This window comes from Thermopolyspora flexuosa, assembly GCF_006716785.1.
In the GTDB taxonomy this organism is placed as follows: Bacteria; Actinomycetota; Actinomycetes; order Streptosporangiales; family Streptosporangiaceae; genus Thermopolyspora; species Thermopolyspora flexuosa.
In genome coordinates this window covers 4,018,885-4,043,469 of record NZ_VFPQ01000001.1, presented here as the reverse complement: position 1 = coordinate 4,043,469, position 24,585 = coordinate 4,018,885, and the positions used below count along the sequence as shown (strand labels likewise).

General features: G+C 73.4%; 22 protein-coding genes. 16 read left to right on the top strand and 6 right to left on the bottom strand.

Translation table 11 applies throughout. The features are described 5' to 3' along the window. Positions 1 to 25 precede the first annotated feature (25 nt). The 4 genes from FHX40_RS17170 (at position 26) to mftF (ending at position 5,289) form a co-directional block, all read left to right on the top strand. Complete coding sequence (locus FHX40_RS17170) at positions 26 to 1,141, top strand: NDMA-dependent alcohol dehydrogenase (protein WP_142260565.1); 1,116 nt, start codon at positions 26 to 28, stop codon at positions 1,139 to 1,141. 124 nt (positions 1,142 to 1,265) lie between these two features. Further along, positions 1,266 to 2,504 (top strand): phenylacetate--CoA ligase family protein, encoded by a 1,239-nt coding sequence (locus tag FHX40_RS17165; RefSeq protein WP_211350305.1) that lies wholly within the window; start codon positions 1,266 to 1,268, stop codon positions 2,502 to 2,504. 275 nt (positions 2,505 to 2,779) lie between these two features. After that, on the top strand, positions 2,780 to 3,628 hold the full coding sequence (locus FHX40_RS17160) for an SDR family NAD(P)-dependent oxidoreductase (RefSeq protein WP_142260563.1): 849 nt from the start codon (positions 2,780 to 2,782) through the stop codon (positions 3,626 to 3,628). Positions 3,629 to 3,831: 203 nt separating this feature from the next. Beyond that, positions 3,832 to 5,289 carry a mycofactocin biosynthesis glycosyltransferase MftF gene (gene mftF, locus FHX40_RS17155; protein WP_142260562.1) on the top strand — a complete coding sequence of 486 codons (1,458 nt, stop codon included), beginning with the start codon at positions 3,832 to 3,834 and terminating at the stop codon, positions 5,287 to 5,289. 127 nt (positions 5,290 to 5,416) lie between these two features. On the opposite strand, the gene FHX40_RS17150 is transcribed toward mftF, so the two are convergent. After that, on the bottom strand, positions 5,417 to 6,241 hold the full coding sequence (locus tag FHX40_RS17150) for an IclR family transcriptional regulator (RefSeq protein WP_211350304.1): 825 nt from the start codon (positions 6,239 to 6,241) through the stop codon (positions 5,417 to 5,419). A gap of 377 nt (positions 6,242 to 6,618) precedes the next feature. Here FHX40_RS17150 and FHX40_RS17145 point away from each other — a divergent pair, with 377 nt between their 5' ends. The 4 genes from FHX40_RS17145 (at position 6,619) to FHX40_RS17130 (ending at position 9,557) form a co-directional block, all read left to right on the top strand. Beyond that, on the top strand, positions 6,619 to 6,867 hold the full coding sequence (locus FHX40_RS17145) for a hypothetical protein (protein ID WP_142260561.1): 249 nt from the start codon (positions 6,619 to 6,621) through the stop codon (positions 6,865 to 6,867). A 160-nt stretch (positions 6,868 to 7,027) separates the two neighbouring features. Beyond that, positions 7,028 to 7,570: a UGSC family (seleno)protein gene (locus FHX40_RS17140; RefSeq protein ID WP_142260560.1), complete on the top strand. Its 543-nt coding sequence runs from the start codon at positions 7,028 to 7,030 to the stop codon at positions 7,568 to 7,570. Further along, positions 7,567 to 8,664 (top strand): hypothetical protein, encoded by a 1,098-nt coding sequence (locus tag FHX40_RS17135; RefSeq protein WP_142260559.1) that lies wholly within the window; start codon positions 7,567 to 7,569, stop codon positions 8,662 to 8,664. Before FHX40_RS17140 ends, FHX40_RS17135 begins: the two co-directional genes overlap by 4 nt. Beyond that, the gene (locus FHX40_RS17130; RefSeq protein WP_142260558.1) at positions 8,661 to 9,557 is read left to right on the top strand and encodes an SDR family NAD(P)-dependent oxidoreductase; all 897 of its coding nucleotides are present in this window, start codon (positions 8,661 to 8,663) and stop codon (positions 9,555 to 9,557) included. The genes FHX40_RS17135 and FHX40_RS17130 overlap by 4 nt, the downstream gene beginning before the upstream one ends. A gap of 177 nt (positions 9,558 to 9,734) precedes the next feature. Here the strand turns inward: FHX40_RS17130 and FHX40_RS25150 are convergent, their stop codons facing one another. Then, the gene (locus FHX40_RS25150) at positions 9,735 to 9,875 is read right to left on the bottom strand and encodes a hypothetical protein (protein WP_170198871.1); all 141 of its coding nucleotides are present in this window, start codon (positions 9,873 to 9,875) and stop codon (positions 9,735 to 9,737) included. Between the two features lie 400 nt (positions 9,876 to 10,275). Between FHX40_RS25150 and FHX40_RS17125 the strand changes: the two genes are divergently transcribed. Further along, positions 10,276 to 12,351 carry an ATP-binding SpoIIE family protein phosphatase gene (locus tag FHX40_RS17125; protein ID WP_170198870.1) on the top strand — a complete coding sequence of 692 codons (2,076 nt, stop codon included), beginning with the start codon at positions 10,276 to 10,278 and terminating at the stop codon, positions 12,349 to 12,351. On the opposite strand, the gene FHX40_RS17120 is transcribed toward FHX40_RS17125, so the two are convergent. Then, positions 12,348 to 14,048: a sulfatase-like hydrolase/transferase gene (locus FHX40_RS17120; RefSeq protein WP_142260556.1), complete on the bottom strand. Its 1,701-nt coding sequence runs from the start codon at positions 14,046 to 14,048 to the stop codon at positions 12,348 to 12,350. The two genes, FHX40_RS17125 and FHX40_RS17120, sit on opposite strands and share 4 nt — an antisense overlap. A gap of 178 nt (positions 14,049 to 14,226) precedes the next feature. Between FHX40_RS17120 and FHX40_RS17115 the strand changes: the two genes are divergently transcribed. After that, a complete protein-coding gene (locus FHX40_RS17115; protein WP_211350302.1) occupies positions 14,227 to 14,511 on the top strand; it encodes a helix-turn-helix domain-containing protein in 285 nt (94 codons plus the stop codon). Further along, positions 14,508 to 15,161 (top strand): ATP-dependent Clp protease proteolytic subunit, encoded by a 654-nt coding sequence (locus FHX40_RS17110; RefSeq protein ID WP_142260555.1) that lies wholly within the window; start codon positions 14,508 to 14,510, stop codon positions 15,159 to 15,161. The genes FHX40_RS17115 and FHX40_RS17110 overlap by 4 nt, the downstream gene beginning before the upstream one ends. Positions 15,162 to 15,246: 85 nt before the next feature. On the opposite strand, the gene FHX40_RS17105 is transcribed toward FHX40_RS17110, so the two are convergent. Then, positions 15,247 to 16,191, bottom strand: coding sequence for a DMT family transporter (locus FHX40_RS17105; RefSeq protein ID WP_142260554.1), 945 nt, complete (start codon positions 16,189 to 16,191; stop codon positions 15,247 to 15,249). A 231-nt stretch (positions 16,192 to 16,422) separates the two neighbouring features. Between FHX40_RS17105 and FHX40_RS17100 the strand changes: the two genes are divergently transcribed. Then, positions 16,423 to 16,671, top strand: a complete 249-nt coding sequence (locus tag FHX40_RS17100; RefSeq protein ID WP_142260553.1) for a hypothetical protein — start codon at positions 16,423 to 16,425, stop codon at positions 16,669 to 16,671. Positions 16,672 to 16,710: 39 nt separating this feature from the next. Here FHX40_RS17100 and FHX40_RS17095 read toward each other — a convergent pair whose 3' ends face one another. Further along, positions 16,711 to 17,916 carry an MFS transporter gene (locus tag FHX40_RS17095; RefSeq protein WP_211350300.1) on the bottom strand — a complete coding sequence of 402 codons (1,206 nt, stop codon included), beginning with the start codon at positions 17,914 to 17,916 and terminating at the stop codon, positions 16,711 to 16,713. A 520-nt stretch (positions 17,917 to 18,436) separates the two neighbouring features. Between FHX40_RS17095 and FHX40_RS17090 the strand changes: the two genes are divergently transcribed. Continuing rightward, on the top strand, positions 18,437 to 19,024 hold the full coding sequence (locus tag FHX40_RS17090) for an ATP-binding protein (RefSeq protein WP_142260552.1): 588 nt from the start codon (positions 18,437 to 18,439) through the stop codon (positions 19,022 to 19,024). 316 nt (positions 19,025 to 19,340) lie between these two features. Further along, the gene (locus FHX40_RS17085) at positions 19,341 to 20,144 is read left to right on the top strand and encodes an SAM-dependent methyltransferase (RefSeq protein ID WP_170198869.1); all 804 of its coding nucleotides are present in this window, start codon (positions 19,341 to 19,343) and stop codon (positions 20,142 to 20,144) included. A gap of 265 nt (positions 20,145 to 20,409) precedes the next feature. Here the strand turns inward: FHX40_RS17085 and FHX40_RS17080 are convergent, their stop codons facing one another. Further along, on the bottom strand, positions 20,410 to 21,240 hold the full coding sequence (locus tag FHX40_RS17080; RefSeq protein WP_142260550.1) for a PP2C family protein-serine/threonine phosphatase: 831 nt from the start codon (positions 21,238 to 21,240) through the stop codon (positions 20,410 to 20,412). Between the two features lie 137 nt (positions 21,241 to 21,377). Between FHX40_RS17080 and FHX40_RS17075 the strand changes: the two genes are divergently transcribed. Further along, on the top strand, positions 21,378 to 23,324 hold the full coding sequence (locus FHX40_RS17075; RefSeq protein WP_142260549.1) for an N-6 DNA methylase: 1,947 nt from the start codon (positions 21,378 to 21,380) through the stop codon (positions 23,322 to 23,324). 39 nt (positions 23,325 to 23,363) lie between these two features. Next, on the top strand, positions 23,364 to 24,254 hold the full coding sequence (locus FHX40_RS17070; protein WP_142260548.1) for a serine/threonine-protein kinase: 891 nt from the start codon (positions 23,364 to 23,366) through the stop codon (positions 24,252 to 24,254). Positions 24,255 to 24,585 lie beyond the last annotated feature (331 nt).

The following is a 24,585-nucleotide window of genomic DNA, read 5'->3' as shown; positions in this document are numbered from 1 at the left end:
AACCGCGAAAGGAACGGGGAATCCCATGATCATCACGACCCGGGCCGCCGTCGCCCGCGCCCCGCACATCGGCTGGGAGATCACCGAACTCCAGCTCGACCCCCCGAAGGCGCACGAGGTGCGCGTGCGCTTCAAGGCGTCCGGCCTGTGCCACTCCGACAACCACATCACCAAGGGCGACGCCCCGGTGCGGTTCCCGATCGTCGGCGGGCACGAGGGCGCCGGCATCGTCGAGTCGGTCGGCCCGCACGTGCGGCGGGTGAAGCCGGGCGACCGGATCATCTGCTCCTACATCCCGGCCTGCGGTGCCTGCCGGCCCTGCTCGACCGGCCACCAGAACATGTGTGAGAAGGGCCTCAACGCGGGCACCGGCATGTTCCTCGACGGCACGTTCCGGTTCCACAAGGACGGCGAGGACTTCGGCGGCTTCTGCACCCTCGGCACCTTCTCCCAGTACGCGGTGGTGTCGGAGTACGCGTGCATCCCGCTGCCCGACGACATCCCGTTCGAGCTCGGCGCGCTCGTCGGCTGCGGCGTGCCGACCGGCTGGGGCTCGGCGGTGTACGCCGCCGGGGTCCGCGCCGGCGACACCGTGGTGATCTTCGGCGCGGGCGGCGTCGGCAGCAACGCGGTGCAGGGCGCCCGCTTCGCCGGGGCGAAGAACGTCATCGTGGTCGACCCGGTCGAGTTCAAGCGGCAGATGGCGACGGAGGTCTTCGGCGCCACGCACGCCTTCGCCACCGCCAAGGAGGCCCACGAGTTCGTCGTCGAGACCACCTGGGGACAGCTCGCCGACCACGCGATCCTCACCCCCGACCTGGTCACCGCGGAGATGGTCCAGGCGGCCACGCTCATGGTCGGCAAGGGCGGCAAGGTCACCATCACCGGCGTCGGCCGGCAGGGCGCGGTGAACGTGCACGCCGGTTTTCTCATCAGCTACCAGCGGCAGATCCGCGGGGCGCTGTTCGGCGACTGCAACCCGCTGTACGACGTGCCGAAGCTGCTGGGGCTCTACCGGTCGGGCGACCTGAAGCTCAAGGAGCTCATCACCCGCCGGTACACCCTCGACCAGGTGAACGAGGCCTACCACGACCTCGAAGAGGGCAAGAACATCCGCGGCGTCATCATCCACGAGGACTGACCGTCCCTGCGTGGGGCTCTTCGCCGCCTGTCCCAGAGCACATGGCGATCCCACTCCCTGGAAGGACAACACGTTGATCACTCCCGGCTTCGTCGCGGCTGAGGACCGAGACGCCGTCACCGCGATGCTCCGTACACAGCTCGCCGGGCTGCCCGCGCGGTCTCCGTTCTACGCCGACCTGTTCGCCGAGCACGGGGTCGATCCGACGGCGCTGGTGTCCTTGGAGGACCTGAGCAAGCTGCCCTTCACCACGAAGCAGATGCTGCGCGACTCCCAGGCGGCGGCTCCTCCGCTCGGCCGGCACGCGGGCGTGGACATGAAAGAGGTGATCCGCGTCCACGCGTCGACCGGCACCACCGGCAAGCCGAGCTGGGTGGGCGTCACCCGGCGGGACGCCGAGGCGTGGACCGAGATGGTCGCCCGGGCGTTCATGACCATGGGGGCCACGCGCGAGGACATCGTGGTGCACGGTGCGGGGCTGACCCTGTTCGTCGGCGGCCTGCCGATCCGTGACGCGCTGGAGCGCATCGGGTGCACCATGGTCCCGATCGGCACCGGCGCCTCGGAGAAGGCGGTGCTGGCGATGGACACCCTCAAGGCCACGGCGCTGCACGCCACCCCGTCGTACGTGCGCTACCTCGCCGAGTACGTGCGCAAGCAGGGGCGCGACCCCAAGGAGTTCGGCATCAAGAAGATCTTCGTCGGGGGCGAGCCCGGCGGTGGCGAGCCGGCCTTCCGGGCGCACATCGAGGCGGAGTGGGGCGCGCAGGTCACCGAGGGGCTCGGCAACGCCGACATGGCCCCGGTGATCTTCGCCGAGCCTCCGGGCGCGGGCGGCATGCGCTTCACCGGCGGCCGCCACGTGGTCGTCGAGCTCATCGACCCGGACACCGGCGAGGTGATCATCCCCGAGCCGGGCGCCACCGGTGAGCTCGTCTACACCTCGGTGGACCGCGAGTGCTGCCCGCTGGTGCGGTTCCGCACCCGTGACCGGGTGCGCGTCACCGGCCTGGACAAGGACGGCGCGCCGCTGATCCGGTGCATCGGCCGTACCGACGACATGCTGATCGTGCTCGGGGTGAACGTGTTCCCGACCGCGATCCGCGACCTGGTGCAGACGCTCGCGCCGCGCACCAACGGCGTGATCCAGGTCGTGCTGCCGCACCCCGGCCCGCGGGTGGAGCCCCCGCTGCGCGTCGAGGTCGAGCTCGGCCCCGAGCCCGGCGACCAGGAGCGGCTCAAGCGCGAGATCGAGGACCTGATCCGGGCCCGGCTCACCGTGCGCGCCGACGTCACCCTCGTGCCGCCGGGCACGCTCGAGCGCACCGAGATGAAGTCCCGCCTCACGCGGGTGGAGTCCTGACCCTCTCGCGGGGCCGCAGGGGCACGGTGGTACGCCATGGCCCCGCCGCCCTCTCCCGGCTCGGCGCGGGGCCGGGAGAGCACACCACGGCGCGCGTCATCCCCTCCGCGCGCGCCCACGGGGAAACCCCGGCCCGGCATCGTCCCCCTGCCGGGCCGGGGACGCCCCCGTGACCCGCTCCGCGCCCGCCCGTGGTGAACCCCCTTCCCCCGGCCCGCCGCCCCCGTTCCTCTCCCCGGCGGCCGGGCCCCCGTGACGACGATTGGAGCGAGTCCATGCCCGACGCACCCGCGGTCGATCCGCTGGTCGACCCGTTCGCCGGCGCCGGCCCCAAGTGGCTGGCCGGCCGTACCGCCCTGGTCACCGGCGGCGGCCAGAACGGGACGCTGCCCGGGGTCGGGTACGCCATCTGCCGCCTCGCCGCCGCGCACGGCGCGCGGGTGGCGGTGCTCGACCGGGATCCCGAGGCGGCGCAGCGCACCGTCAAGATCATCGAGCAGGACGGCGGCGAGGCGATGCCGGTGGTCGCCGACGTCACCTCCGACCGCTCCTGCGCCGAGGCCGTCGCCACCGTGGTCGAGCGCTGGGGCACGCTCGACGCGCTCGTCAACAACGTCGCCTCCGGCGACCGGGCCGGCCTGTTCGAGGTGACGCCGAAGCGGTTCGACGAGCTGATGACGCTCAACCTCAAGTCGGCCTGGCTCATGACCCGGCACGCGGTCCCGGCGATGCCGCGGGGCAGCGCGATCGTGAACATCTCCTCGGTCGGCGTCGTGGCGCGCGGCCCGGCGATGGTCTACAACGTCGCCAAGTCCGGCGTGGAGAACATGACCGAGGGCGCGGCGACCACGCTCGGCCCGCAGGGCATCCGGGTGAACTGCGTGCGGGTCGGCGCGATCTGGGGCTCGTTCGCCGCCGCGCACATGGACGAGCGCATGCGCGAGCCGCGCCGCAAGATGAACGCCCTGCAGCAGGAGGGCACCGCCTGGGACATCGCCTACGCGGCCCTCTTCCTGCTCAGCGACCGCGCCCGCTGGGTTTCCGGTCACATCCTCACCGTGGAGGGCGGCCCGACGTACCGGCCGGTCGAGCCGGTCACCTCGGTGCCCATGGACGAGGAGTAGCCCGCCCGGCGAGAGGGATGTCGCCCGGGACGCCTGCCACGCCGCCGTACGGCCATCCGGCGGACGCGGTGCCGCACGGTGTCCCGGGCTCATCGCTTCCGGTACGGCCGCCGGGCCACCACCGCCCGCCGGCGTGCGGCCCGGTGCCGGTAATGTGAGGTATCGCGCATCGTGGCCGCTTCCGGCTGGTGAGAGGAGCTGACGTGGCGGCGTCCCCCGGACCGTCCCCCGAACCGTCCCGGCGCAACCGGCTCCCCAAGGGGTTCGTCGTCGAGCTGGGACGCCGGGTGCGCGTCTTCGACCGCGGGCGCACGCTCGCCGGCGGCGTGCCGCCGCGCGTCGCCCACCTGAGCGACCGGGCCCGGTCGATGCTGCGCGGCCGCCGCCTCGAGGTGGTCGACGCCGCCTCCGAGCGGCTCGCCGACCGGCTGCTCGCCATGGGCATGGCCGACCCGGTGGTGACCGAGCTACCGCCGGTCGACCTCGCCGAGCTCACCGTGGTGGTGCCGGTGCGCGACCGGCCGAGGGAGCTCGACCGGCTGCTCGCCGGGCTCGGCGGCAAGGTCGGCGCGATCGTGGTGGACGACGCCTCCGAGGACCCGGAGGCGATCGCGGAGGTGGCGAGGCGGCACGGCGCCGAGCTCGTCGCGCTGGAGCGCAACGTGGGCCCCGCCGGGGCGCGCAACGCCGGGCTCGCCCGGGTGCGCACGCCGTACGTGGCGTTCGTCGACTCCGACGTGGTGGCCGAGCCGGAGGCGCTCGCCCTGCTGCTGCGGCACTTCCACGACCCGCTGGTCGCCGCGGTCGCCCCGCGGGTGCTGGGCCTGGAGACCGGCCGGGGCAACTGGATCAGCCGCTACGAGGCGGCCAAGAGCTCGCTCGATTTGGGGCCGGTCGCGGCCCCGGTGCACCCCCGCTCGGTGGTCGGCTGGGTGCCGAGCGCCTGCCTGGTGGGGCGGGTGTCCGCGCTCGGCGACGGCTACGTCGAGCAGATGCGGGTGGGCGAGGACGTCGACCTGGTCTGGCGGCTGGTCGCGCGCGGGCTGCGGGTCCGCTACGAGCCCGCCGCCACGGTGCGGCACGACCACCGCACCCGGTTCACCTCCTGGTTCGGCCGCAAGGCGTTCTACGGCTCCGGCGGGCACGACCTGGCGCGGCGGCACGGCCCCGCGGTGGCCCCGGCCGCGCTCGCGCCGTGGAGTGCCGCGGTGCTCGGCATCCTGCTCGCGCAGCGGCGCTGGTCGGTCCCGCTGTCGGCGGCGATCGCCGCGGTGGTCTCGGTACGGCTCGCCCGCAGGCTGCCACGCAGCGAGAACCCCCACGTCGTCGCCGCGGCGCTCACCGGGCTCGGGATGGCCGGCGCGCTGGGGCAGGGCGCCGGGCTGCTGCTGCGGCACTGGTGGCCGCTGAGCCTGGTGGCGAGCGTGTTCTCCCGGCGGGTACGGCGGGCGGTGCTCGTCGCCGCGCTGCTGGAGGGCCTGGCGGAGTACCGCAAGCGCGCGCCCGACCTCGATCCGGTGCGGTTCCTCGTGGCGCGGCGGCTCGACGACCTGGCGTACGGCGCGGGCCTGTGGGGCGGCGCGATCAGGGGGCGGTCGATCCGGTGCCTGCTTCCCACGCTCCGGCCCGCGGAGTCCTACCGCTCCCGGCCCGAGCACTGACCGTCCGGTCCGGCGACCGGCGGTCCGGCACCGTCGCGTGTGCGTGCCGCGTCCGGCTTGTGGCCTTCGCGGCACGTGGCTCAGCGCGTTTTTGGCACGTTCCGATCTTCTCTTCCGGCGTTCCGGCTCAGCGCGGCGGCCGCCGGCGCGGCACCACCGTGCGCCTGCTGTCCCGCTTGGCCTCGCGTACCGGCCAGTGGTGCTGCTGCGGGCGCGGCATGGACGGGTCGGCGCCCGCGGACGGCGCGCCGAGCGCGCGGGAGATGCTCCGGGAGGTGGCGGCGAGCGCGGGCACCAGCGAGTGCGGCGAGGTGGAGCCGGTCTTCACGGTGATGCCGAGCGCGGCCACGACGCGGTCCCGGGGGCCGCGGATCGGCACGGCCACCGCCATCACGTCGTAGGTGAGCTGGTTCTCCACGATCGCGACGCCCGACTTGCGTACCTCGGCGAGGAAGTGCCGCAGCTCGTCCGGGTCGGTCAGCGTCTTCTCGGTGTACTTGCGCAGGTCGGAGGCGAAGACCTCCTCCTGGAACTCCTGCGGGGAGTAGGCGAGCAGCACCAGGCCGGTGCCGGTCGCGTGCATGGGCCAGCGCCCGCCGAGCCGGCTCGGCACCGGGACGGTGTCCCGGGCGCGCAGCGACTCCACGTAGATGACGTCGTGCCCGTCGGGCACCGCGAGGTGGACGTTGGCGCGGGTCGCATGCTGCAGATCGTGCAGGTAGGGGAGTGCGATCTCGCGGAGCTGTCCGCCCTGGGGTGCCAGGGTGCCCAGCTCGAGGATGCGAAGTCCGATGCTGTACTTGCCGTCGCTGTGCCGGGAGAGCGCCCCCCAGCAGCGCAGTTCGTTGACGAGCCGGTGGGTCGTGCTGAGCGTGAGGCCGGTGCGACGGCTGATCTCGCTGAGTGTGAGCGCGACGTTCTCGGTGTCGAAGACCCCGAGAATCGAGAGCACACGCTGGGCCGACGTCAGGCGAACGGGCTCCGGAGACCTGTCTGCCAGGACAGTCATACTCACCTGCCTGCCCGATTTCGTGACCTAGGTTACATGAGCGTTAACCAGGCTACACAAACGGACACTCTTTAGGTAGAAGGGCAAAACGGGAGAAATTTCCTTCCGTCTGACGGAAGTCGGCTTCCCAAAGTGCCCGCGATCGGCTCCCTCACAGCAATCGCGGGTCTCGTCTTCCGTGTCGCGAAAGCCCTGCTCCGTTGGGCCAGGCCGGAGATTTACATTGCCGACAGCAGGGTCGTAACGGCCCGTTCACTCTACCGGTCCCCCCTGCCGCCCGTCCCCGCGGGTCGTCGGCCATAGATCACTAGTGAGGCAAGATGCGCGACGAGGCACGCCTGGAGCAGATGCGGTCCACGCTGGCCGCCGACGGCTACCACCTGAGCGTGACGGAGAACGACTCCGGCTACGACGTGCGGATCACCGCGGATCCCGAAGCCTGTGCCGACTGCCTCGTACCCAAGAAGGTGTTGGCGAGCATGCTCGAGCCGATCCTCGGCGTCGGCGCCGACGCGATCCGGCTCACCTACCCCAGCGACGTGGAGGCGGCGGAGACCCCGTCCGCCTAGATCACCCCGGCGGCGTGCGAGCGGGCGTCCCGCGGGCGCCCGAGGTACGGCCACGCCGCCGCACGACGGCGCCCGGCCACCGGGACGCGCAGGCAGTGGGCCGGCCGGAGGCGATGAGCGGGCCGGAGGCCCGGAGATGACGAAAAGAGGTGTGTGAGGGATGTTCGACCGCATCCTTGACCCGACCGGGCTCACGTCGTCGGGGCCCGCGAGCGTGGCCACGGCCGCGAGACGGGTGCCCTCGCTGAAGGGCGCCCGTGTGGGTCTGCTGAACAACACCAAGCAGAACGCCAAGGAGCTGCTCGCCGAGATCGGCAAGCTGCTGGAGTCGCGGTACGGCGCGACGGTGACGATCCAGCGCACCAAGCCGCACGTCGCCTTCCCGGTGGACGAGCCGCAGCTCAAGGAGGTCGCCGCGGTGAGCGACGTGGTCGTCGTCGGCGTGGGCGACTGCGGCTCGTGCAGTGCCTCGGCGACGGCCGACGGGATCCTGTTCGAGCGGGAGGGCATCCCGACCGCGGTGATCGTCACCGAGGCGTTCGAGGTGACGGCGCGGGCGATGGCCGAGGTGCACGGTGACAAGGACTTCGAGTTCCTGCTCACCCCGCACCCGGTCGCCGTGCTCAACCAGGAGCAGGTCGCCCAGCGGGCCGCGGATCTGGTGGACGTGGTGGCGAAGCGGGTGTGCGAGGCAGTGAAATGACGATCAACGAGGTGGCCGAGACGGCGTCCGACGGGGCGGGTCCGATCACGGACCCGCTCGAGGGAGCCCACAAGGCCTTCGAGTACATGTACGAGCAGGGCTGGACCGACGGCCTGCCCGTGATCCCGGCGACCCGCGAGCGGGTGGACGAGTTCCTCGCCACCACCACGCGGCCCGCCGACGAGGTGATCGGTCGGCTGGACCACCTCAAGCGCGAGGTGACGGTCGAGCTCGCCGCGATCAACGCGGTGATGGCCGGCTGCAAGCCGGAGTACTTCCCGGTCGTGCTCGCCACCTGGGACGCGCTCATGGCGGAGCGTGCCACGGTCGGCGGCGGCTGGCAGAGCACGAGCGGCCCGGCCCCGCTCATCGTGATCAACGGGCCGATCCGCAACGAGCTCGGCTTCAACAGCACCGGCGGCGTGTTCGGCCCCGGCTTCCGGCCGAACGCCACCGTGGCCCGCACGGTCGGCCTCATCGTGCGCAACGCGCTCGGCGTCAAGCCGCACGTGCTGGAGCAGGCGACCCAGGGCATCCCCGGGCGGTGGTCGATCTGCATCGCCGAGAACGAGGAGGAGAGCCCGTGGGAGCCGCTGTCCGTCGACGGCGGCGTGACCGCCGGGGTGAACGCGGTCTCCACCATGCTGCTGCGCACCAGCGAGTTCGTGGACAACCGGCACACCAGTGACCCCGAGAAGCTGCTCGGCGACTTCGCCGACACCATCTCGCGCGCCGGTAGCTGGATCTTCACGCACGCCAGCGCGGGCATCGTGTTCTGCCCCGAGCACGCGCAGATGCTCGCCAAGGCGGGCTTCAGCAAGGACGACGTGCGCCAGTGGCTGTTCGAGCGCTGCGGCAAGACCAAGGCCGAGCTGGCGAAGGCCGGCAAGAACGGCATCCACGGGCACGTGCGGCGGGACGAGGGCGAGCTCGAGGGCTTCGACCGCTACTACGCCGACGCCTCGCCGAAGAACATCCCGATCATCGTGGCGGGCGCCCGGAACGCGGGCATCTCCATGGTCGTCCGGCTGTTCTCCAACTGGTCCGGGATCTCCGCCCGGATCGAGCCGCCGAAGGAAGGGCAGGCGCAGTGACGGAGGGAAACGCCCCCGAGCGGCGCCGGGTCGCGCTCGTCACCGGCTGCGGCAAGCCGGACGGCATGGGACAGGCGATCGCGACACGGCTCGCCCGCGCGGGCCTGGCGGTGATGGTCGCCGACAAGGAGCCCGCCGGGGTGCCGAACGCCCGGCAGCGCATCGTCGCCGAGAAGAAGGGCGAGACGTACGGCCAGACCGACGGACTGGCGCGGCTCGTGGAGCGGCTGACCGCCGAGGGCCACGAGGTCGCCTCGGTCCTCGGTGACGTGTCCAGCCCGGAGAGCGCCGAGGCGATGGTGGCCGCCACGGTCGACCGGTTCGGCGCGATCGACGTGCTGGTCAACAACGCCGCCGCGCCCCAGGGGGCGGACCGCGCCGACATCATGGACATCCCGCTGGAGGCCTGGGACCTGGTCATCGGGGTCAACCTGCGGGGCACGTACCTGATGTGCCGGGCGGCGGTGCCGCACATGCGGCGGCAGCGGTACGGCCGGATCGTCAACATCTCCTCGATGGCCGGCCTGACCGCGGCGCCGTTCTCCACCGCGTACTCGGCCTCCAAGGCCGGGGTGATCGGGTTCACCCGGGCGCTCGCGATGGACGTGGCCCCGTGGGGGATCACGGTCAACGCGGTGTGCCCGGGCCTGGTGGCGACGAGCCGGGCGATCCTCGACCCGAACCCGGACCTCGACGTCGAGGAGACGCTGCGGCGGCGGGCGCAGAACATCCCGGTCGGCCGGGTGGGCCGTCCGGAGGACGTGGCCGCGGCCGTCGCGTACCTCGCCTCGCCGGACAGCGGCTACGTCACCGGGCAGGCGATCCCGGTGGACGGCGGCGGCATGTCGCCGTTCCCGCTGCGCCGGCCCGACCCGGCGCCGCGGTCCGCCTGATCCCGGTGTGCGCCGGCGGCGGGGACGGGTGACCCGCCGGCGCGACCCCCGCGCGTGCCGGGCACGGGAATCGCACGCGGCACCGTGCGCCGGCCGTACGAGCCGACTCACCGGGAAACACCGACGGCGGTCCTTCCGCACGGGAGGGCCGCCGTCGCCCTGTTCAGCGCTCGGAAGTCACCGCTCGGGCTCGCCCTCCTCGACGCGGTAGACCCTGGTCCAGGTGGCGCCGCAGCCGCAGCGGAACGTCTCCACCAGCTCCCCGGCGTCGCTCACCGCGACACCCGCGTTGACCCTCACGTGCACGTGCTCGCCCATGCGTGACCGCTCCGTCGTTTCGTCGGTGACCACGACGCCGCGTCCGGGCGCCGCCGAGGCTCCGGAAACGCGCCGCGACCGGGGTCGGGGTGCGGCGGGTGCCGGCCTGGTCCGGCGGGCGGCGCCTTGTGAGCGGATCCTCGCCGAGGGGTGACCGGTCCGGAGACCTCCCAGCCTAGCTGGTCATTTTGTCGTTTTTGTCCTTTTTCTTGGGTTGTCCGAGATGATACGGCGTCGCGGCCGGGCAGGGATGCAGGGATGGATGACTCCCATACGGCCAGGACGTACCCCCGGGGCGGCCCACCGGCTCCGGACGGCCGCACGCGTGCCCCCGGCACGCGGTCGCCGCGCCGCGCCGAGTCCTCCGGCGGGCGAGGCCCCGGCGGAAGGCGAGCAGCCGGTGGGCGATGACGACCGCCCCGGCGAGGCGGCCCGCGACGTCCCTCGGCCGCCCGGCGCGGGCGGCGGCGAGAGGGAGTCGGACGTCGTCGACCTGCTGCTGCACATGGGCCACGGGTTCCTCATCGTCGACGCCGCGTGGCGCATCGTGTTCCTCAATGGGGCCGCGGAACGCCTGCTCGGCCCCGCCGGGGACGTACTCGACCGCAGCCTGTGGAGCCGCCTCCCCGACGGTCTGACCGCCATGGCCGACCGCCTGCGCGCCGCCCGTGCGGAGCGCATGCCCGAGGACATCGAGGTGTGCTGGCCCACCGACCACCGCTGGTACCGGCTGTGCGTGTCGCCCGCGCCCGGTGCGCTCACCATCCTCATCACCGACGTCCACGAACGACGCGCGCGGCAGACCGAGCAGGCCGAGATCGACCGGGCCGTCGCCGAACGCACCTCCCGCATCGCCGAGCTCACGCGGGCGCTCGGGGACGCGCTCACCGTCTCCGAGGTCGTGGACGTCATGGCCCGCCACGTGCTCTCGCCGTTCGGCGCCACCGGCGTGCAGATCTGGATGCTCGAGGACGACCATCCCCACGTGGTCGGGTCGGTCGGCTACCCCGACGAGTTCACCGATCTCCTCACCGAGCTCTACTCCCGGCAGGGCGAGCTGCTCAACACGCCCATCCGGCTGCGCCGCCCGGACTTCGTGGAGAGCGGCGAGGAGTTCGCCGCGCAGTTCCCGCAGATCGCCGTGATCCCCGAGGTGAGCCGGAAACAGGCCTGGGCCTTCCTGCCGCTCGTCGCCTCCGGCCACGACCTGGGCGCCGCGATCATCGCCTTCGACGAGCCGCACCACTTCCCCCCGGAGGAGCGCGACCTGCTCATCGCGCTGTGCGGGCTCGCCGCGCAGGCCCTGGAGCGGGCCCGGCTCTACGACGCCGCCCACGTCCGGGCACGCGAGCTGCAGCGCGGCCTGCTCCCCCGGGAGCTGCCGCGGCTGCCCGGGGTGAGCGTCAACGCCCGCTACATGCCCGCCGGGAGGGAGATGGAGGTCGGGGGCGACTGGTACGACGTGATCCCGCTGTCCGCCGACCGGGTCGCCCTGGTGATCGGTGACGTGATGGGGCACGGCGTGTCCGAGGCGGCGGCGATGGGACGGCTGCGGACCGCGGTGCGCACGCTCGCCGACCTCGAGCTGCCGCCCGACGAGCTGCTCACCCACCTCAACGACACCGTCATCGACATGGGTGAGCACTTCTTCGCCACCTGCCTGTACCTGATCTACGACCCCACCGACCGGAGCTGCGTGTGCTCCATCGCCGGGCACCCGCCTCCCGCGATCGCCCTGCCCGGCGGGACCGTGCTCTTCCCGGTGACCGAGCCCGACCCGCCGCTCGGCGCCGCGTCCCCGCCGTTCGCCACGTACCGCATGCGGCTGCCGGAGCACAGCGTGCTGGCGCTCTACACCGACGGCCTCGTCGAGTCCGCCGAGCAGGACATCGACGTGGGCCTGGAGTGCCTCACCCGGGTGCTCACCGAGCGCCAGGCCCGTTTCCGGGAGGACCGCTCCGGCGGGCCGAACGGCGACGGCGTCGCCCCGGCGCTGCCCGAGGAGATGTGCGACGAGATCGCCGAGGCGGTCATGCCGCCGGACCGCTCCGACGACGCGGCCCTGCTCGTCGCCCGCACCCACGTGCTGCCGCCGGAGAACGTGGCGATGTGGCGGCTGCCCGAGGACGCGGTCGCGGCCGGGCTCGCCCGGCGGCACGCCCGCGAGCAGCTCACCAAGTGGCACCTGGAGCCGCTCATCATGACCACCGAGCTGCTCGTCAGCGAGCTCGTCGGCAACGTGGTACGGCACGCCAGGGGGCCGATCCACCTGCGCCTGCTCCGCAGCAACGTGCTCACCTGCGAGGTCTCCGACGCGAGCCTGTCCACCCCGCGCATCCGCCGCTCCGGCCACCTCGACGAGGGCGGCCGCGGCCTGCAGCTCGTCGCCGCCCTCTCGCACCGCTGGGGCACCCGGTTCACCGCGACGGGCAAGTCCATATGGGTGGAGCAGACGCTGCCCGCCTCCTGCGGCTAGAGGTCGCCGCCGAGCCGTACCTCGAGGGTGCGCCGGGCCTGGAAGCGCACCCGCCGCCCGCCGGCGCGGAAGTCGGCCACGGCGAGCAGCCGCGTCTCCCCGGTCCTCCCGGACGGCGGGACCGCGGTGAAGGTCACCCGGGCCGCCTGCCCCGGGCGCAGCGCGCGGGGCGCGGCCCCGCCGGTGATCCGCCAGCCGGACGGGGCGGTGATCCGCAGCCGCAGCCCGGTCCAGGCCTCGCGGGAACCGTTCTGCAGGTGCACCGCGAGCGTGATCGGGCGCCCGGCGACCCCGGACGTGGCCCCGGTGACGTGCATGCCGTACGGCCGGCGCGGGTCGGGGCCGACCGCGGCGTCCATGAGCGCGTTGAGCTCGCCGACGATGTCGGGGTGCTTGCGCGCCACGTCACGGCGCTCGCCGATGTCGGTGCGCAGGTTGTACAGCTCGAACCGGCCGCCCGGTCCGGCGCCGGCGACGCCGGGACGGAACCGCACCGCCTTCCAGTCGCCGCGCCGTACCGCCTGGGCCGTGCCGGGCCGGTTCCAGAACAGGTGGTCGTGGCCGACGTGGCGGGTGCCGTCGAGCAGCCCGCGGAAGGATCGGCCGTCGATGCGGTCGGGGATGGGCACGCCGGCGAGGTCGCAGAGCGTGGGCAGCAGGTCCCAGAACGCCACCGGCTCGTCGATCACCCGGCGCCGCCGGGGCAGCGACGGGCCCCAGACGATCAGGGGGATGCGGATGCCGCCCTCGTACATGTCCCGCTTGCCCGCGCGCAGCGGCCCGTTGGCGTCGAACAGCTCCGGGTCGACGCCCTTCTCGTGGTGCGGCCCGTTGTCCGCGGTGAACACGAGCACCGTGGAGTCGGCCACGCCCGCCTCGCGCAGCGTGCGGACCAGCTCGCCCACCTGGGTGTCGAGCAGGGTGACCTGGGCGGCGTGGCCGCGGTTCGCCCGGCTCCACGGCATGTCGCGGTAGATGCCGAGGTCACCGGGCACGTCGCTGGGCGCGTGCGGCAGCGTGCTCGGGTAGAAGAGCAGGAACGGCTCGCCGGACGCCGCGGCCCGCCGGATGAAGCGCTTGGCCTGCTCGAGGAAGAGGTTCGGCGCGTACCGGGTACGGCCGAGCCGTACCTTGCGGCGGTTGTGCCACAGGTAGTCGGGCCAGTAGTCGTGCGCGTGGCGGTGGTCGATGTAGCCGAAGAACTCGTCGAAGCCGCGCGCGTTGGGGTGGGACGGCTGGTTGGGGCTCTCCGGGCCGAACCCCCACTTGCCGATGCACGCGGTGCGGTAGCCGACGAGCTTGAGCAGGGAGCCGAAGGTGACGTCGGCCGTGGTGAGCGGCCGCTGCGGCCCGTTGCCCGGGTTGGCGCGCACCGTGGTGTGGCCGGAGTGCAGGCCGGTGAGCAGCGTGGCCCGGGACGGCGCGCACAGCGGGGCGCCCGAGTAGGCGTTGGTGAAGCGCAGCCCCTGCTCCGCCAGCCGGTCCACGTTCGGCGTGCGGATGAGCTTCTGCCCGTAGCAGCCGAGCTCCGCCCAGCCGAGGTCGTCGGACACGACGAGGACGAAGTTCGGCCGGGCGGGCAGGGCGGCCGCCTGCGCGGCGCCCGCCGCGGTGCCGAGGGGCGGCGCGAACGGCGCGCCGACGAGGCCGCCGACGCCGGCGAGGAAGGCGCGGCGGGAGGGGGGATGGAGGTTCATGGTCGTCCGCTTCGATCTGTGAAGTCGCCGGGAGCCTAGCGACCCATGATCACGAAACGGTGAGCTTTATCCGAAATGCAACCATGTGTCCAATCTGTGATCTCGGTGACATCGGGGAGGAACGATCGAACCTGCACAAAACGGGCGCATATATCGAATTTGCGATACCATCGTCGATATGGAAGAGGCTCGGGACGACGACCTGCCGGCGCTGCCCGGCTTCCGGGAGATGGCCCAGCGCTACCGCGACCAGATGGCGGCCGAGCGGCGCGCGATGATCGTGAAGCTCGCCGAGCTGCGCCGGGCGGCCGGGCTGTCGCAGACCGACGTCGCCGCGCGCATGGGCACCTCGCAGTCCGCCGTCGCGCGCCTGGAGGCCGGGGACGGGGATCTGCGCGCGTCCACCCTGGAACGCTACGCCGCCGCCCTCGGGCACCGCATCACCTGGAGGTTCGAGTCATGACCCACCCGTGGCAGCCCTCGATCCCGCCCGAGTGGCCGGCCCCGGCCTTCCCCGCGGAGCCGCGGCCGCCGTTCGCCCCGCCCGCCCGGCCGCTCCCGTCGTACTTCGTGCCGGTGGGGCCCGACCCGGTGAGCGAGCGGCTGTACGAGCAGCGCATCGTGCTCGCGCACGGCGAGCTCACCCCGGAGCGGGCCACCGCGTGGTGCGCCCAGCTCCTCACCCTCGGCGCGATCGGCCGGGAGCCGATCACGCTGCACCTGAGCATCCCGGACGGCGAGCTCGGCGCCACGCTCACCCTGCTCGACACGCTCGACTCGCTCACCGTCGAGGTGACCGCGGTGGTCGCCGGGCGGCTCGGCGGGCCGCCGGTGGGCCTGCTCACCGCGGTCACCCACCGCCAGGCCACGCCGAACTCGGTGCTGCGCCTCGGCGAGCCCCGGCTCGCCGCCGTCGGCACCGCCGAGGAGGTGGCCGCCGCGGACGAGCAGGGCCGCCGCATGCTCGAGGCGCTCTACCGCCGCCTCGCCGAGCTCACCGGGAAGGACGTGGAGCGGATCCGCGCGGACGCGCGGGCCGGGCGCATCCTGTCGGCGGAGGAGGCGGTCGAGTACGGCCTCGTCGAGGCCGTCAGCCGTCCCCGCCGGCCGTGACCGCGGTGCCGTACCGCGCCGCCTGAGCGCACCCGGCCCCTGACCCGGGGGCGGCGCTGCCGCCGTGCGGGTCAGGGTGTGCCGGTCAGGCGTCGGCGGGACGCGCCGGCGGTACGGCGCCGTCCTTCGCGGTGCCGCCGTCGCCCGCGGCGGTGGCCGTGGCGGACCCGTCGGCCGGGCGCGAGCGCGCGGTGGCGAGGAAGGAGCCGCCCAGGATGAGCGCGAACGCGACGACGATCGACCAGGTGAGCGGCTCGCCGAGGAAGACGACGCCCGCGGCGACCGCGACCGCGGGGTTGACGTAGGTGATCACCGTGGTCCGGGCCGGACCGACCTCGCGGATCAGCTCGAAGAACAGCACGAACGCGAGCGCGGTGCAGATCACGCCGAGCGCGCCGAGCGCCACCAGCACCCGGGTCGCCGGGGGCTCCTCCGGCCAGGTGAGGATCGCCGCGGGCGTGTACACCAGCGCGGTGACGGACATGCAGGCGGCGGTCATCGGCAGGCTCGGCACGTCGGCGAGCTTGCGCGCCGCGATGAGCGGGGCGATCGCGTAGCCGAGGGCGACGAAGAGCATCTCCACGATGGGCAGCACGCCGCCCGCCTGCAGGTGCGGACCGGCGAGCAGCGCGACCCCGCCGAAGCCGACGAGCAGCCCGAGCCACCGGCGCGCGCCCAGCGGCTCCCGGTCACCGGCGATCTTCCCGGCGATCACCGCGATGATCGGTACGGCGGCGACGAGCAGCCCGGCGAGCGAGCTCGACAGGTGCCGCTCGGCGTCGTTGAGCAGCACCCACGGGATCATGAGCTCCAGGAGGGCGAACAGCAGCAGCCACCGCCAGTGCCCGCGCAGCGTGCGCAGCCCGCCGCCGCGCAGCGCGAGCGGCAGCAGGATGGCGCCGCCCACGGCGGTACGGGCGAACACCACGAGCGGCGGCGACGCGCCCTCGACCGCGATCTTGATCAGCAGATACGGGATGCCCCAGATCACGCTCATCAGCGTGAAGAGCACCCACCCGCGGCGGCTCACCGCGCCCCCCGTCGCGGGAGCGGCCTCGCCTGGCCCGCGACGCGCGCGGGGGCGGGGTGACGCCCGGCCGTGTCCGAGCGGAAAGCACGCATCAACAAACCCCTTCTCTGGCCCCGCCCGGCGCGGACGATCCCCGTCTATCCGCTAAACGTCCCTTCGTCCGGGTAGAGGCCGTTCGCACGGATCGTAGTGCGTGGGTGTGACAAAAGTCTCGGGGCGAGGAGGGCCCGGATGTTGCTCATCGACCGGGAGTGCGTGCGGCGGCTGCTGGACTCGCCGGACCCGGACGCGGCACTGGTGTTCGTCCGGGGCGCCTGCGTGGTGCTGCCGGAGGGCGAGATCGACGACGCGCACCGGGGCCTCGTCGTCACCCGCCGCAGGGACCTCACGTCGCTGCTCGGCGAGGGCGAGCTCTCCGACGAGCGGCTTGACGACCTGGCGACCCGGCTCGACAACGTGGTGCGCGACCTCGGTGCCTGACCGCCCGCCGTACCGGGCCGGTACGGCACGGCCCGCCGGTCAGCCGGGGTCGGCGGGCAGCCTGCGGCCGGCGAGCCCGGCCCAGCCGAGGCCGAGCGCGGTGAGCCAGAGCACCCCGGCCGCGCCGAGCCCGGCGGCGACGAGCCCGGCCGCGCTGGGGATGAGCAGCTGCCCGGTGCGGTTGCCCACCATGCGCAGCGACATCGCCCGGCCGCGCAGCCCGGGCGGGGCCGCCTCGGCGAGCCAGGCCATGGTGAGCGGCTGGCCGACGCCGAGGCCGAAGCCGATCACGAACAGCAGGCAGCCGAGCAGCCACACCGGCAGCGGCAGCGGGGCGGCGAACAGCGCGACCGCGGAGGCCACGGTGCTCACCACGAGCAGCCTGCGGCGGCCGACCGCCTCCGCGAGGCGGCCGAGGAAGAGCCGCGACCCCATCGCGGCGACGCCGCGCACCGCGAGCAGCACGCCGATCGTGCCCGACGCGAGCCCGCGTTCGGTGCCGAGCGCGGGCAGGTAGACGAGCACGATGTCCACGGCGGCGAGCACCACGCAGCTGGTGACGAGCGCGTTCGGGATGCCGGGGGTGCGCAGGATGGCGCGGACCCCGCCCGGGCCGCCCTCCCTCCTGGCGGCCTCCTGCGCGTTGCCGCGCGGCAGCAGCGTGGACAGCACCACGAGCACCCCGGCGATCACGCAGCTCCACATGAAGATCGGCCGGGTGTCGGGGATCTCCCGGTCCCCGCCGAACGCCGCGATGAGCATGGGGCCGCCCACCTGCCCGAGCGAGGCGGCGAAGGTGTAGTGCCCGAACGCGGTGGCGTAGCCGCGCCGGTCGGTGGTGTTCGCCACGAGCGCCTGCTGGCCCACCACGCAGCCGAGGTGCCCGATGCCGAACAGCGCGCTCGCCGCGGCGAGCCCGACGACGTGGCCGCCGAGCACGAGGAAGGCGACGCCGGACAGGGTCACCAGCACGGCGCCGGCCGTCGCCACCCGCCGTTCCCCGAACCGGTCGGCGGCCTGCCCGACGGGGAGGGCGAGCGCGAGCGGCGCGACGGCGAAGGAGGCGGACAGCACGCCGAGCCAGGCGGCGGGCACGTCGAGCTCCAGTGCCCGGTAGGACATGGTCGGCCGCAGGATGAACGTCAGCGCCTGGATCAGCAGCGCGTGCGCCAGCAGCACGAGCTTGCGCCCGGCGAGCATCCCGGCGGGCCGCGAACGGTCCGGCCGTGCTCCTCGAACCGTCAAAACCCCCCCTAACGCCACAATCCGGTCTATAGCCTCTCGTATCCGATGGCCAAGATCGCGATGGGGTCGGCCCTGCCCGCGGCCCCCGCGACCAGGGGGGAGCCCGCCCGCGCGGGACTCCCGGGCGACGGCGCGGCCCCCGCCGGCCGCCTCGCCGCTCCGCGCGCCGCACGCCTGCCCCAGGAGCGTCCCGGCGGATTTCCGTGGCAGGCCGTGAAATCGGCCGGAAAAGGTGCTGGAAAACGCTGGAGAAATCAGCGGTGACCGGGATTCGTGGTGGGGGAGAGGGGGTTGGCGGTACCGGTGATGCGCGTGGGAGAGTGGGTATCCGCGCAGGTGGAGGCGGCAAGAAATTCGTTGAGATTGCCGTCCGGCCGGTGAACCGAACCGGCTTTACTTTCGTTTGACTAACGTCCTGACTTTTTGTCAAATAGAAGGGGCGTCACCGAGTGGACGGCATCGGCCCGACGCCGGTGCGGCCCGCTCGGGGGCGGACCCGCGGCGACAGGAGGTTCCCGGCGTGAACGAGCACATGGGCGGGCGGCCCCGCGGTCCGGTCGGGGCCGGGTGTGCGACCACGGGTGGCGGTACGGCGGGCCGCGGGGTGCGGGGCGTCGTACCGGGCGGCCGCGAGGCGGCCGCCGGCACGGCCGGGCACGGCACGGTGACGGTGATGCCGACCCCGCCGCGCACCGGTCTGCGGCGCGCCCCGCTGTCGCGGACGCTCTGCCTGGAGCCCGCGCTCTCCTCGGTCGCGACCGCGCGCGACGCGGTCGCCGCCGCCGTCGCCGACTGGGGCATGGCGGTCGACGTCGACGTCGCGGTCCTGCTCACCAGCGAGCTCGTCGCCAACGCGGTGATCCACGGCGGGGCGCCCGGCAAGCCGGTGCTGCTCGTGCTCGTCGACCTCGGCGCGCAGCTCCGGGTCGAGGTGCACGACCCGGGCGGCCGCGGCATCGGCTGTGCGCGGTCGGTGGCGGACGGCGAGTCCGGGCGGGGCCTCGCGATCGTGTCGGCGCTCGCCGATTTCTGGGACTGGGAGCCGACAGAATGGGGCAAAGTCGTATATTTCGGGCTCTCCGTGGCGAGAGAGGCCTGTGCCGCCTGAGCCCCGCGTGACCGCGGCGTGCGCCGAGAGTGAGCCGTCGCGCGGCCCCGTGCCGGGCGCCGCGCGCCCCACGTGAGTGCGGTTCACTCCCCGAATGTTCTGCATCGCGCCGAAGGTCACCCCCCGCTATGTCGGTGTTACCCCGGCATAGGATCATTTATGGGAAAATCAGGGCTGATGCGTGATTACCGCCCAATTGAGGTGGTGACCGGCTGCTGCACGGATCCGAGGCCGCCGGTATCGAGGGGAGACCGATGAGTCCCGAGCTCATCGGCCTGCGGCGTTTGCTCGACGGCGCTCGTCAGGGGAGGTGTGCGTGAGGGAGGAGCAAGCCCTTCCCGAGTTCGATCCGGCTGTTCCGGTCATCGCCCGCATCTACGACGCGGCCACGGGGGGCAAGAACCATCTGCCGGCGGACCGCGAGGTCTTCGAGAAGATCCGGCACCTGTTCGGCCGGGACCGCTGGGTGACCCCGGCCACGGAGAACCGCCGGTTCCTCCGCCGTGCCGTGCGGTACCTGCTCGACGCCGGCATCCGGCAGTTCATCGACATCGGGTGCGGCATGCCCGCGCGGGTCAACGTGCACGACATCGTGCACGGGGTCGATCCGAACGCGAAGGTGGTCTACGTCGACTACGACCCGGTGGTCGTCACGCATTACCGGGCCGAGGTGCACGCCCTGCCCACGGCGACGGTGTTCCAGGCCGACGCGCGGCAGCCGGAGACCATCCTCAGCCACCCCGAGCTCACCTCGCTGATCGACTTCACCGAGCCGGTCGGCCTGCTGCTCGTCGCGATCCTCCACTTCGTCGCCGACGAGTACGACCCGAAGGGCATCGTCGCCAGGCTCGGCGAGAAGCTCGCCCCGGGCAGCCACCTCGTGCTCACCCACATGTCCGCCGACGGGCGGGACCCGGAGACGGCCCGCGAGTTCACCGCCGCGTTCGAGAACCTGCGCGACAAGCTCGTGCTGCGCCCGCGCGCCACGATCGCGACCTTCTTCGAGGGGTTCGAGCTCGTGGAGCCCGGCATGACCGACGGCGCGGTGTGGCGGGCGCCGGAGGACGAGCCGCCGCCGTCCGGCTGGCTCGCCGTCGGGGTGGGCCGCAAGCCGGAGTGACCCGCTCCGCCCCGCGCGGATCGGCCACGCGGGTACGGACCCGGCCGGCCTGCCTCCGCGTCACCGCCGGATCCGCAGGCCACCGAGGCGGCATCGCGTGCGGCCGCCATCACGGCCCATGACAGGCCCGGCCGCGACGTACGGCGGGCATGGGACGGCCGCAGCCCGCCGGGTACGGCACGCGGGTGCGAGGGGCGCGGGATGCGCGCCGCGGACACGCCGGCCACGCGTGCGGGAGTGCGCCCTGTGCGACCCAGGCGTGCGCTCAGTCGATGTGGTGGGAGTACTCCGACGACGCGCCCACGTTGATCCGGATCTCCGTGGTGTCGTCGATCTCGCTCGGGTCGTCCACCTGGACCACGTCCGCCACCACGCAGGTGATGTTGTCCGGGCCGCCCGCCTCGTTCGCCATGTCGATGAGCCGCTGCACCAGCTCCTTCAGGTCGCGGATGCCGACCATCGCCTCGTACAGCTGCTGCGGCCCGACCACGCAGGTGAGCCCGTCCGAGCAGAGCAGGTAGCGGTCGCCGACCTTGGCCTCCCGCAGCGACAGGTCGGGCTCGACGTTGCCGCTGCTCTCCAGCGCGCGCAGCAGCATCGAGCGCCGGGCGTGCACCGCCGCCTCCTCGGGCGTGATGCGGCCCTCGTCGACGAGGGACTGGACCAGCGTGTGGTCCTGGGTTATCTGATAGAGGACGTTCCCTCGAAGCAGATAAGCGCGCGAATCTCCAACGTGAGCCAGGGCGAACCGGGTACCGTCCCAGAGCATGGCGGTGAGCGTCGTGCCCATGCCCTTGAGCGACGGATCGCGCCCGGTCATCTCGCGCAGCCGCATGTTGGCCTTCTTCACCGCCGCCTCCACGGCGGCGACCAGGTCGATGCCCTCCGGTCCGCGCTCGGGCAGGGTGTCGTCGAGTGCGGCCAGCGCCGCGATGGCGACCGAACTGGCCACCTCCCCATGGCCGTGTCCGCCCATGCCATCGGCGACGGCGAGCAAGCGCGAGCTGGCGTACGCCGAGTCCTCGTTCTGCTCGCGTCGGCGGCCGACGTCGGAGCCGGCCGCGTAGCGAAGTGCGTACCGCGCTGTCTCTGCCATGGGGGCAGTAAATCACTTGGTTGAGCCACTTCACAAGTAGTCCGCTGTAGACCCTTAGGCTTCTGTGAACTAACCTGGGCTGCTAAGCAGGCTCGACGGATCGCGGTGCGCCCGGCGTAGTTGCTAAGGAGAAGACAGTGACGGACGACGCTACCGTGAACGCGGGCGACATCGCCCGGCTCGCCGGCGTCGGGCGGGCGGCGGTGAGCAACTGGCGCCGTCGGTACGACGACTTCCCCAGGCCGATCGGCGGCACCTCCTCCAGCCCGCTGTTCTCCCTCCGCGAGGTCGAGCGCTGGCTGCGCCGCAACGGCAAGGTGTACGACGTGCCCCTCGCCGACCGGGTCTGGCAGGGCCTGCGCACCCACGCCGACGACCTGCGCCTGGGCGAGACGGTCGCCTGGGCCGGGGCGTTCCTGCTCTACCTGCGGCGCGACCCGTCCGGCTGGCGGCGGCTGCAGCGGCGCGCCGACCTGACCGCCCGCCTCCCCGCCGCGGTCGAGGCGGCCTGCCCCGACCTGCCCGGCGGCCCGGGCGACCCGATCGACGACGCCGCCCTCGTCCGCTCGCTCGCCTCGCTCGCCGCCGAGAAGGGGCACGTCGAGGCGTTCGAGTACCTCTGCGAGCGCTACGCCGAGACCCACTCGCGCCGCCTGTCGGTCACCCGCGCCGAGCTCGCCGAGCTCATGGTGCGCCTCGTCGCGCCCGAGGGCGGCACCGTGTTCGACCCGGCCTGCGGCATCGGCACCCTGCTGCTCGCCGCCGACCGGCACGCCCCCGGCAAGCTGCGGCTGATCGGCCAGGAGATCGGCACGAGCGCCGCCCGGATCACCGCGGTACGGCTGCTGCTGCGCGAGGTGCCCGCCCGGGTGGTCGCGGGCGACTCGCTGCGTGCCGACGGCTTCGCCGGCGAACGCGCCGACGCGGTGATCTGCGACCCGCCGTTCAACGAGCGCGCCTGGGGCTACGAGGAGCTCATCGGCGACCCCCGGTGGGAGTACGGCCTGCCCCCGCGCGGCGAGTCCGAGCTCGCCTGGGTGCAGCACTGCCTCGCGCACGTGCGGCCCGGCGGGCTCGTCGCCGTTCTCATGCCGGGCACCGCGGCCGGACGGCGCGCGGGCAAACGCATCCGCGCCAACCTGCTGCGGGCGGGCGCGCTGCGCATGGTCGCCACGGTGCAGCCCGGCGGGCCGGACCTGTGGCTGCTGCGCCGCCCTGACGTGGGGGAGCGGCCGCCCTCCCAGATCCTCATCGCCGACCCCGGCCGCGACCTCGACGTGCTGGAACGCGCCTGGGCCGCCTACCGGGAGGACCCCGAGGGCGTGCGGCCGCCGAACGGGTGCCGTGCCGTACGGATCATCGACCTGCTCGACGACGAGGTCGACCTCAGCCCCGCGCGGCACCGGCCCGCGTACGCCGGGTTCGACCTCGCGGCGGCGTTCGCCACGGCCCGGGACCGGTTCCGCGAGGTGTCCGCCGCGCTCGCCGCCGGCGTGCCCGACATCGACGTGCTCACCGAGCGGGCCGACCTGCCCGCGACCACGGTCGGCGAGCTGGCGAAGGCCGGGCTCGTCACCATCCACCATGCGCCGTTCCGGCTCATCGTCGACCGCGGCGACGTGCCGGTGCTCACCGCCGAGGACGTGGCGTTCGGCACGCCGCCGTCCGGCCGCACCTTCCGCGGGGCCGGGCTCGTCACCGTCGAGCCGGACGACGTGGTCACCAGCTACGTCACCGGCGAGGTGACCGCGCGCGTGATCACCGAGGGCGGCGCCGTACTCGGCCCGCAGCTCAGCCTCTACCGGGTCGACCGCAAGCAGCTCGACCCGCACTTCCTCGCCGGTTTCCTGCGCTTCGCCGGGCACCTCAACCCGCCGCGCGGGCACTCCGGCTCCAGCCGACTCGACGCCCGCCGGGCGCGCATCCCCCGGCTCCCCCTCGCCGAGCAGCAGGCGTACGGCCGCGCCTTCCGGCAACTGGTCTTCCTCGAGGACACGCTGCGCGAGACCGCGGCGCTGGGCGAGGAGCTGATCCGGCTCGGCTTCGACGGGCTCTCCGTCGGGCTTCTGCGGCCGCGCAACTGACGGTGTACCTTGTCCCGAGAGTTCACGGGGAGGGGCGGGATGGTCATCGGCGACCGGTATGAGCTGGACGACTTCCCGCTCGGCCAGGGCGGCATGGGCGCCGTCTACCGCGGCCACGACAAGCACCTCGACCGCAAGGTCGCCGTCAAGATCCTCCACCTGCCCGTCCCGGACGAGGAGCTGGAGCGCCGCTTCATCCGCGAGGCCCGCATCCTCGCCCGCCTGGAGCATCCCGGCGCGCCCACGCTGTACGACTTCGGCGCCCACGAGCGGCGGCTGTACCAGGTGATGCAGTTCATCGCGGGCGTCACCGTGGCCGACCTGGTGAGCGAGTACGGCCCGCTGCCGGTGCCGTGGGCCGCCGCGATCGCCGCGCAGGCGTGCGCGGTGCTCGCCGCCGCCCACGCGCTGTCGATCTGCCACCGCGACCTCAAGCCGACGAACCTCATGCTCTGCCCGGACGGCAGCGTCAAGGTGCTCGACTTCGGGCTCGCCATGCTCCGCGACGCCGACGTCGCCCAGTCCACCCGCTCCGGCCAGCTCCTCGGCACCCCCGCGTACATGTCGCCGGAGCAGATCCAGCGCGGCCAGGCCGGGCCGCAGAGCGACCTGTACGCCCTCGGCTGCGTGCTGCACGAGATGCTCACCGGGCGGCAGCTGTTCACCGGGCCCACCGAGTACGCGGTGTTCGAGAAGCAGGTGAAGGAACGCCCGCCGACCGTCACCGGCGTGCCCCGCGAGCTCGCCCGCCTCGTCGACGACCTGCTCGAGAAGCGGCCGGAGTGCCGCCCGGCCGACGCGAGCACGCTGTTCGAACGCCTCCAGGAGTTCGCCGTCGACCTGCCCGTGCTCCCCGGCTTCCTCAACCCGCCGTCCGTGCCGAGCCCCGCGCGCATGTACGCCCGGGTGCTGGGCCGCGTCCTCGCCTGAGGCCGCCGGTACGGCGAGCCGTGGCGTGACCCCGGCGGGCGACCGTGCCCGATCGGCCGGCCCGTGGTCGGCTGAGATGCGGGTTCGCATGCTGATCCGCCGGCTGGAACCACACGACGGTCTCGCCCGCGGTGTCGCGGTGGAAGCCCCAGCGGGCCGCGAGCGCGTTCACCAGCTCGAGGCCGCGCCCGCCGGTCTCGTCCTCGGCGGCGGCGCGCCGGTGCGGGATCCGCTCCGGTGGTCCCGGACCGCGACCAGCACCCCCTCGCCCCCGAGCAGCACCGATACCGAGAACTCGTGCCCCCTGCCGCGTGCCGGACCGCGTTCCCGG

Excerpts from the sequence above, each read along its gene's own strand:
- FHX40_RS17170 (WP_142260565.1), top strand. The coding sequence starts at position 26 with ATGATCATCACGACCCGGGCCGCCGTCGCCCGCGCCCCGCACATCGGC.
- FHX40_RS17165 (WP_211350305.1), top strand. The coding sequence starts at position 1,266 with ATGCTCCGTACACAGCTCGCCGGGCTGCCCGCGCGGTCTCCGTTCTAC.
- FHX40_RS17160 (WP_142260563.1), top strand. The coding sequence starts at position 2,780 with ATGCCCGACGCACCCGCGGTCGATCCGCTGGTCGACCCGTTCGCCGGC.
- FHX40_RS17145 (WP_142260561.1), top strand. The coding sequence starts at position 6,619 with ATGCGCGACGAGGCACGCCTGGAGCAGATGCGGTCCACGCTGGCCGCC.
- FHX40_RS17140 (WP_142260560.1), top strand. The coding sequence starts at position 7,028 with ATGTTCGACCGCATCCTTGACCCGACCGGGCTCACGTCGTCGGGGCCC.
- FHX40_RS17135 (WP_142260559.1), top strand. The coding sequence starts at position 7,567 with ATGACGATCAACGAGGTGGCCGAGACGGCGTCCGACGGGGCGGGTCCG.
- FHX40_RS25150 (WP_170198871.1), bottom strand. The coding sequence starts at position 9,875 with ATGGGCGAGCACGTGCACGTGAGGGTCAACGCGGGTGTCGCGGTGAGC.
- FHX40_RS17120 (WP_142260556.1), bottom strand. The coding sequence starts at position 14,048 with ATGAACCTCCATCCCCCCTCCCGCCGCGCCTTCCTCGCCGGCGTCGGC.
- FHX40_RS17115 (WP_211350302.1), top strand. The coding sequence starts at position 14,227 with ATGGAAGAGGCTCGGGACGACGACCTGCCGGCGCTGCCCGGCTTCCGG.
- FHX40_RS17110 (WP_142260555.1), top strand. The coding sequence starts at position 14,508 with ATGACCCACCCGTGGCAGCCCTCGATCCCGCCCGAGTGGCCGGCCCCG.
- FHX40_RS17100 (WP_142260553.1), top strand. The coding sequence starts at position 16,423 with ATGTTGCTCATCGACCGGGAGTGCGTGCGGCGGCTGCTGGACTCGCCG.
- FHX40_RS17080 (WP_142260550.1), bottom strand. The coding sequence starts at position 21,240 with ATGGCAGAGACAGCGCGGTACGCACTTCGCTACGCGGCCGGCTCCGAC.
- FHX40_RS17070 (WP_142260548.1), top strand. The coding sequence starts at position 23,364 with ATGGTCATCGGCGACCGGTATGAGCTGGACGACTTCCCGCTCGGCCAG.